The sequence below is a fragment of the Microcoleus sp. POL10_C6 genome, from assembly GCF_036701585.1.
Taxonomy (GTDB): domain Bacteria; phylum Cyanobacteriota; class Cyanobacteriia; order Cyanobacteriales; family Microcoleaceae; genus Microcoleus.
Genome location: NZ_JAUBRB010000068.1, coordinates 24282 through 30361 on the forward strand (window position 1 = coordinate 24282; position 6080 = coordinate 30361).

The window sequence follows — 6080 nt, forward strand, 5'->3', positions numbered from 1 at the left end:
CCCTTGTCTAGGTTCCACTACCTTACTGCGTAGCTTTACAGGTCAGATATTTTTTATATCATCAGAGCCAAGATGAAAATTCCAATTTATAGGAACACCACTTATCTCCTGATATCAATTATGGTAGTGGCTGCTATTGTGCGATTGATTCATATCAATCAGCCATTTATTGATAGCTTTAGTTGGCGTCAGTCAAGCACAGCCATGATGGCCGAAAATTTCTATCGCAGAAATGGGAATATCTTCTACCCTGAAGTTAGCTGGGATGGGCCAGGGCCTAGCTATAATGGACGCGAATTTCAAACAGTTACTTATATTACAGCCCTTCTCTATACTGTATTGGGACAGCATGATTGGGTGGGACGCAGCGTCGTTGTCCTGTTTAGCTTGTGGGGAATATTTGCCTTCTATCAGTTAGTTTCTCGTATTTGGGATCGGGATCGCGCTCTTATGAGTGCTGCAATTATCGCAATTTTTCCAGGAAATATATGTCTGGATCGGTCTTTCCTTCCAGACGCGGCAATGGTTGCATTAGTTGTCACAAGTTTCTGGATGCTGATTGCTTACCTACAAACTGACCGCTGGCACTATTTATTGCTTGCCAGCCTGTTTGCAATTTGGGGCTTTTTAACCAAACTACCAGGTTTAATCATTGGCATTCCGATGCTCTATACAATATTTGTTGTCCTGGGTCATCGAGGATTACTGCGCCCGAAAAAGCTGATATTAATTGGAGTAGCTGCCATTTCCATCCTCCTGCCAGTAGCTGCCTATTATTTGTGGGCGAGGCATATTTCTCTCACCTATCCGCCTTACCACTTTGCTGGTAGCGGGAACTGGCTCTGGGATCCTGCTTCACGTGAATGGTGGCAACAAAAATATTTCTTTCCTCAACTATATAATCATATTTATAACTGGCTTTGGACATATCCCATTATGATCCTTGTTGCTATTGGTTTGTTCCTTCCTCCTAATTATAAACTTCCTACCCAGGAATCTGAGGAGCAGTCAAGTAATGTAGCTGTACCAGTACCAGCGATGTTTCATTGGTGGATACTTGCTTTTGCCATTTATTACTTCATTGGTGCTCAAGAACTCGTCCTAAATCCCTCTAACTTAAATATTATCAACCCAGCCGCCGCAGCTCTAGCAGGAAATGGTTTGATAGCACTTGCTTCATTCGCCAAGCGAGTCGGAGGTTCATCTTCAGCATTAGCACTCATAACGGCAATACTACTAATCATTTCTGGAATAGGTTATACACAGTTAAACCTATGGTGCTATTATCCTTGGGCAAAAGAGGGTTACGAACTAGGGATAGCTTTGCAGCAAATAACTCAACCAAGTGACCTTGTTGTTACTCTAGCTAATGCTGGAGGTGGCGATCCCGTCGCTATCTATTATAGTCGCCGACGTGGCTGGGTTTTTCCTCCTGCTATTTATCGGGCTTTCCCTCCTTCGAGTCCTCAAGAGAGCATGAGAAAGAATAGTATTTATTGGAAATATCCCATAACAGATGATAATTTAATTGCCATCTTGGAAGATTTGATTACCAAGGGAGCAGATTGGATGGGAATTGTTAAATATAACAATAATCAAATTGCAAAAGATAACCCTAAATTAGTTGCATACATTCAAAAAACATTGGAACTCTATCAAGAAACACCCAACAGGGTTATTTATCGAATTCCTCCCAAACTTAAAACAACCAAGCGCTAGAACCATGAGACTTTGGGGGCTTCTTTGTCGGGAGTAGATTGTTGAGATGGCATGAGTGAGTGGGGCACTGGACAATCCATATAAGCGGTTGTGCATTTAAACTGTGATACAAGCATTACCCCTGATGGGGTGACAACAAGAGTCAAAACCTTGATAGAATCAAGGACATAGCCATCATACCCCTCTGAAAAATCGTAGTTTATTGCGCCTAATTCCGATTAATGAGCGTAATAATGTCTTGACTTGCCTTCCCTGCCAACTCCCTCCGCTTCGCGGAACCCAACACTGACCATATAATCCAATTCAAAAACTACTAGGGCGACGTGTCGATCGCCCGTATTCAGTTAACTTAGCCACATATTTTAGAATTCCCATTGCCTTGATTTTTTGACCTTGAATCACAGCACAACTTTAAGCAATGCCTATCAATAATATCAAATTGCTGACGGGTTGAGAACCCCGTCAGGGCGCGGCAGTTAAAAAATGGTGTAATTTGTGGTAAATTACTCGCCAAGGCGTTTGTCGCCATCTGCGAGAGGTTTTTTCGCTCCCGATCTCCCAATAATCCGCCTAAATAGTTCCTCAACTCCCGTTTTTGGGCTTGATGACCAAAGATATCGTCAAATCTTTGACACCATTTATCAAAGCAGGGGGGCATCGCGGCGGGGGTCGTCTCTTTCATTGCTCATTCTTTAACGTTATATGCTTGCTCTTCAAGCATTAGAACTCATTTAGCTCGTATTTTTTGTTTAAGTCCCGATAAGTATCTCTTGCCATTATTTAAACCCAGCAATTTCAAACCTTTTCCTGAACATTCTCGCCCAACAAACCCCCAGGCCGAAAAGCCAAAATCACCACCAAAACCCCAAACACCCAAGCATTAGTCCAGCGACTCGACAAATACTGATCGCTCAAAGACGACAGCAACCCAATCAAAACCCCTCCTAACATCGCCCCCACAATATTGCCAATTCCCCCCAAAACCGCCGCCGTAAAAGCCCTCAAACCCGCCGTAAACCCCATCGTAAACACAATAGTATTGTTGTACAAACCAACCAAAATTCCCGCCGAACCCGCCAAAGCTCCACCAATCAAAAAAGTCAGAGCAATAATCTGATCTACATTAATCCCCATAATTTTAGCAGCATCGCGGCTTTGAGCCGTTGCCCGCATCGCCTTTCCCAGACGAGTGTACTGGACAAAAACATGAAGCAAAACCATCAATACCACAGCCACCACCAACACAATTAAATCTTTCGTAGTAAATACAATACTCGTTTGAATTCCCAAAAACTTTAGAATATCAACTCGCGGCAACAAATCGGGAAAGCTTTTCGGAGCCGCCGAATTAGAACCCATCACTGGAATAAAAGCTTTCAATCCTCCCCAAAACAGACCCATATTTTGGAAAATAAAAGAAACTCCAATCGCTGAAATTAAAGGAGCCAAACGGGGAGCATTTCGCAAAGGCCGATAAGCGTACTTTTCCACAACAATATTGAGTCCAGCACAAAATACCGAACATACAATTAAAGCAACTAACATCACCGGTATAGCAATAGCCAAAGGTGCGCCATCTTGCATCCCAAAAGCCCCGAACACGGTTAGGGAAGCAAAAGCACCCAACATATACAAATCGCCGTGAGCAAAATTGATTAACTCAATAATGCCATAAACCATAGTGTAGCCCAAAGCAATAATTGCAATCAGCGCGCCGTTGACCAGACCAACTAATAATTGTTGGATAAAAACTTCAGGATTGCTGACTATTTCTCCAACAATTTTTGGCAGGTCAAATCCTGCGATCGGCCCTAATAGCAAAACTATATAAAATACACCTAGATATAAGAAAATACTTTTCCAGTTCTTCATGTTTTTGAGTAATTGGGAATTGGGCATTGGCCATTAGGAACATTCATTCTACTCGTTTCTAGGCAGATATTAGAAACGCGGATTCGGAGGCTCTACCTCCAATTTTTCGGATCGGAAAGCCCAGCAGACCAAGAGTTACATTGGTTCCTAAGCAGAGCCTAGGAACCAGTTAAAATCACTACTGACAACAGTCAACTGACAACTGACAACTGACTAATTATTCCGTCTTGAGCGCATTCACGAACTCCCACTTGCCACCTTTAACAACATTTCCTGACATTGTAGTCAAGCTCGTGTCGCCGTTGGTGTCAAAACTCCAAGTGCCGAGTACCCCGTTAAAATCTTTAGTTGCCAAGACAGCTTCGCGGATAGCAGCACGGTCATTTTTGCAAACTTTATTAATTGCGCCGATCGCAACTTTAGCAGCTTCATAGGCGTAAGCTGCATAAGCTTCCGGTTCAGCATTATATTTTGCCTTGTAACTTGTGTACCACTTCGCACCCGCACCAGTCAATTCTTGAGGAGGCAAGCCACCAAAAGTAGCGTAAACTCCTTCGGCATCTTTGCCTGCCGCGTCAATTAAAGCTTGCTCTTTAATGCCGTCGGGCCCCATGAACTTAACTGCATCAGGCGTCATTCCGACATTTCTCATGTCTTTAATTATTTGTCCCGCATTGCTTTGAGTAGTGCCTCCAAGGTAAATCATGTCGGGATTTAAAGCTTTGATTTTATTCATTAACGCCTTATAGTCGCTAGCTTTAATATCAATTCCCTCTCTTCCGAGGACTTGAATTCCCAACTTTTTAGAAGTTGCTTCAAAAACATCAGCGATGCCTTTGCCGTAGAGTTCTTGGTCGTCGAGAATGTAGACTTTTTGCACGCCCAAAGATTTCGCCCAGTTGCCAGCTACAGCACCTTGAAGGTCGTCAGCGGGGACAACGCGGGTGAAATTCCGAGTACCAGCGGGATAATAAACGTTGGGTTCTTTGGCTTCGCCTTTTCCTGGTTTAGTCAGTCCCGGATAAGTGTTAGCCGGACTGATCATGACGATGTTAGCTTGGTTGAGCACTGGAATGGAAAGTTTGGCTGCACCGGAGTTATAGTGACCGATGACGGCAACTACCGAACCGTCAGCCACGGCTTTGTTGGAGTTTGACGTTACTTGGGCTGGGTCCCATTTGCCGGCGGCGGCGGTGGCGTCATCATAAACTTCGTATTGGATTTGGATTTTGCCGTCGCAAGCTTTCGAGTTGGTTTCGGCGAGGGCTTGTTGGATGCCGTTGACCATTGTTTGAGCTTGACCCAGGGCGCTGCCTGTCATGGGCAGCATGGAGACAATTTTGACAGTATTTGGGTCGCCGGGGCTGCTGACTGCGACGGGAGTGGCTGCGGGACTGCTTCCGGGGCTGCCTCCGGGAGTTGTGGCGGTGGGTGCTTCAGGATTTTGACAGCTAGCGCACAGAGAGGCTATTCCGGCGGCAAAAAGTAATTTCCGTAATCCTGCGGCGGTGAGATTCTGTGTTGAGTTGATTTTTGGGGGTGTGGCACTTTTGCCGCCTGACTTCTGGGAAAAGTTCATAGGTTGGTTTGTTTGTTGCTTGCGTTTTTGCATATTTTTCACTCTAGTCAGTATGTAGTCAAGAGTTAGCACAAGTTTAAAAAATTTGTGTCAACTCTCAAAGATACACTGCTGCCGCAAGAAGTTCGGGACTTGGGCCATATGTGATATCAATGTCGGCGATATCCAAAGTTTAGACTTGAAAAATGTCTTATTCGCCTGGTTCTGCGTGGTATTGTGCGATCGCAGTTTGGATTTCCTCGGCCGAGACGTTTGCTTGTTCTGATTTCGAGTAAATCAGGTGTAAAACAACCTGAGTCGGTGATTCAACTTGATAAATCAAACGATAGCCACCGCTCTTACCAACTTGGGCATCGCTGTTTTTAGCCCGGACTTTGTAAACGGTGTATGGGGTGCCTGTAATCTGGTTTCCGATGAAGTTTCCTTGGATAATCTGAATCGAGGACGGGCTTAACATCGGTTTGAATTTGGCGATACTTTTTAGCGAGTCCTTTGAGGCGACATTTGAAGAGTGCGGTGAATTTGAGTTGGACTGGCATATCAGACATTGATGCCGTCCCAGAGCTCATCGATGGGGAAGGTTTGTCCCGCTTTGGCTTGGTGGAGGGAGGCTTTCAGGTCAGCGAGGATTTTGTCGTTGGAGTCGGTGTCTGAGTCAAAATCCGAGTCGAAGTCTGGGGCGAGGGCGGTCTGTGTCCGACTGGTCAAAAATTCCAGGAATGTCAGGGTTTGCTCTAAAAGCGATTCAGGAGTCCGTTCGATCGCTTCTAGAAGGCGTTGTTTTATCGGCGACATAAGATGACCTCTCAATCTAGCTCCTCTCATCTTATCAGTCAATACTCCGGACAGTTTTTAAAGAGGAATGCGATCGCAATAAAATAGAGAAGTGAAAAAAGTGAGTGCAATCTCA

General features: G+C 44.7%; 5 protein-coding genes and 1 pseudogene. 1 reads left to right on the plus strand and 5 read right to left on the minus strand.

What is annotated here, in order from left to right; translation table 11 throughout:
* Window positions 1-72 precede the first annotated feature (72 nt).
* The gene (locus tag QUA34_RS26175) at window positions 73-1719 is read left to right on the plus strand and encodes a glycosyltransferase family 39 protein (RefSeq protein ID WP_333390013.1); all 1647 of its coding nucleotides are present in this window, start codon (window positions 73-75) and stop codon (window positions 1717-1719) included.
* 465 nt (window positions 1720-2184) lie between these two features.
* On the opposite strand, the pseudogene QUA34_RS26180 reads toward QUA34_RS26175, so the two are convergent.
* From QUA34_RS26180 to QUA34_RS26200, 5 genes and pseudogenes are all read right to left on the minus strand, one after another.
* Window positions 2185-2401: pseudogene (locus tag QUA34_RS26180) on the minus strand (transposase); the annotation flags it as partial.
* Window positions 2402-2514: 113 nt separating this feature from the next.
* Window positions 2515-3591 (minus strand): branched-chain amino acid ABC transporter permease, encoded by a 1077-nt coding sequence (locus tag QUA34_RS26185; RefSeq protein WP_333324462.1) that lies wholly within the window; start codon window positions 3589-3591, stop codon window positions 2515-2517.
* Between the two features lie 217 nt (window positions 3592-3808).
* Window positions 3809-5203, minus strand: a complete 1395-nt coding sequence (locus QUA34_RS26190) for a branched-chain amino acid ABC transporter substrate-binding protein (protein WP_333080979.1) — start codon at window positions 5201-5203, stop codon at window positions 3809-3811.
* 157 nt (window positions 5204-5360) lie between these two features.
* Window positions 5361-5627 (minus strand): type II toxin-antitoxin system RelE/ParE family toxin, encoded by a 267-nt coding sequence (locus tag QUA34_RS26195; protein ID WP_333390015.1) that lies wholly within the window; start codon window positions 5625-5627, stop codon window positions 5361-5363.
* Between the two features lie 83 nt (window positions 5628-5710).
* Window positions 5711-5965, minus strand: a complete 255-nt coding sequence (locus QUA34_RS26200; RefSeq protein WP_333324458.1) for a hypothetical protein — start codon at window positions 5963-5965, stop codon at window positions 5711-5713.
* Between the last annotated feature and the right edge of the window lie 115 nt (window positions 5966-6080).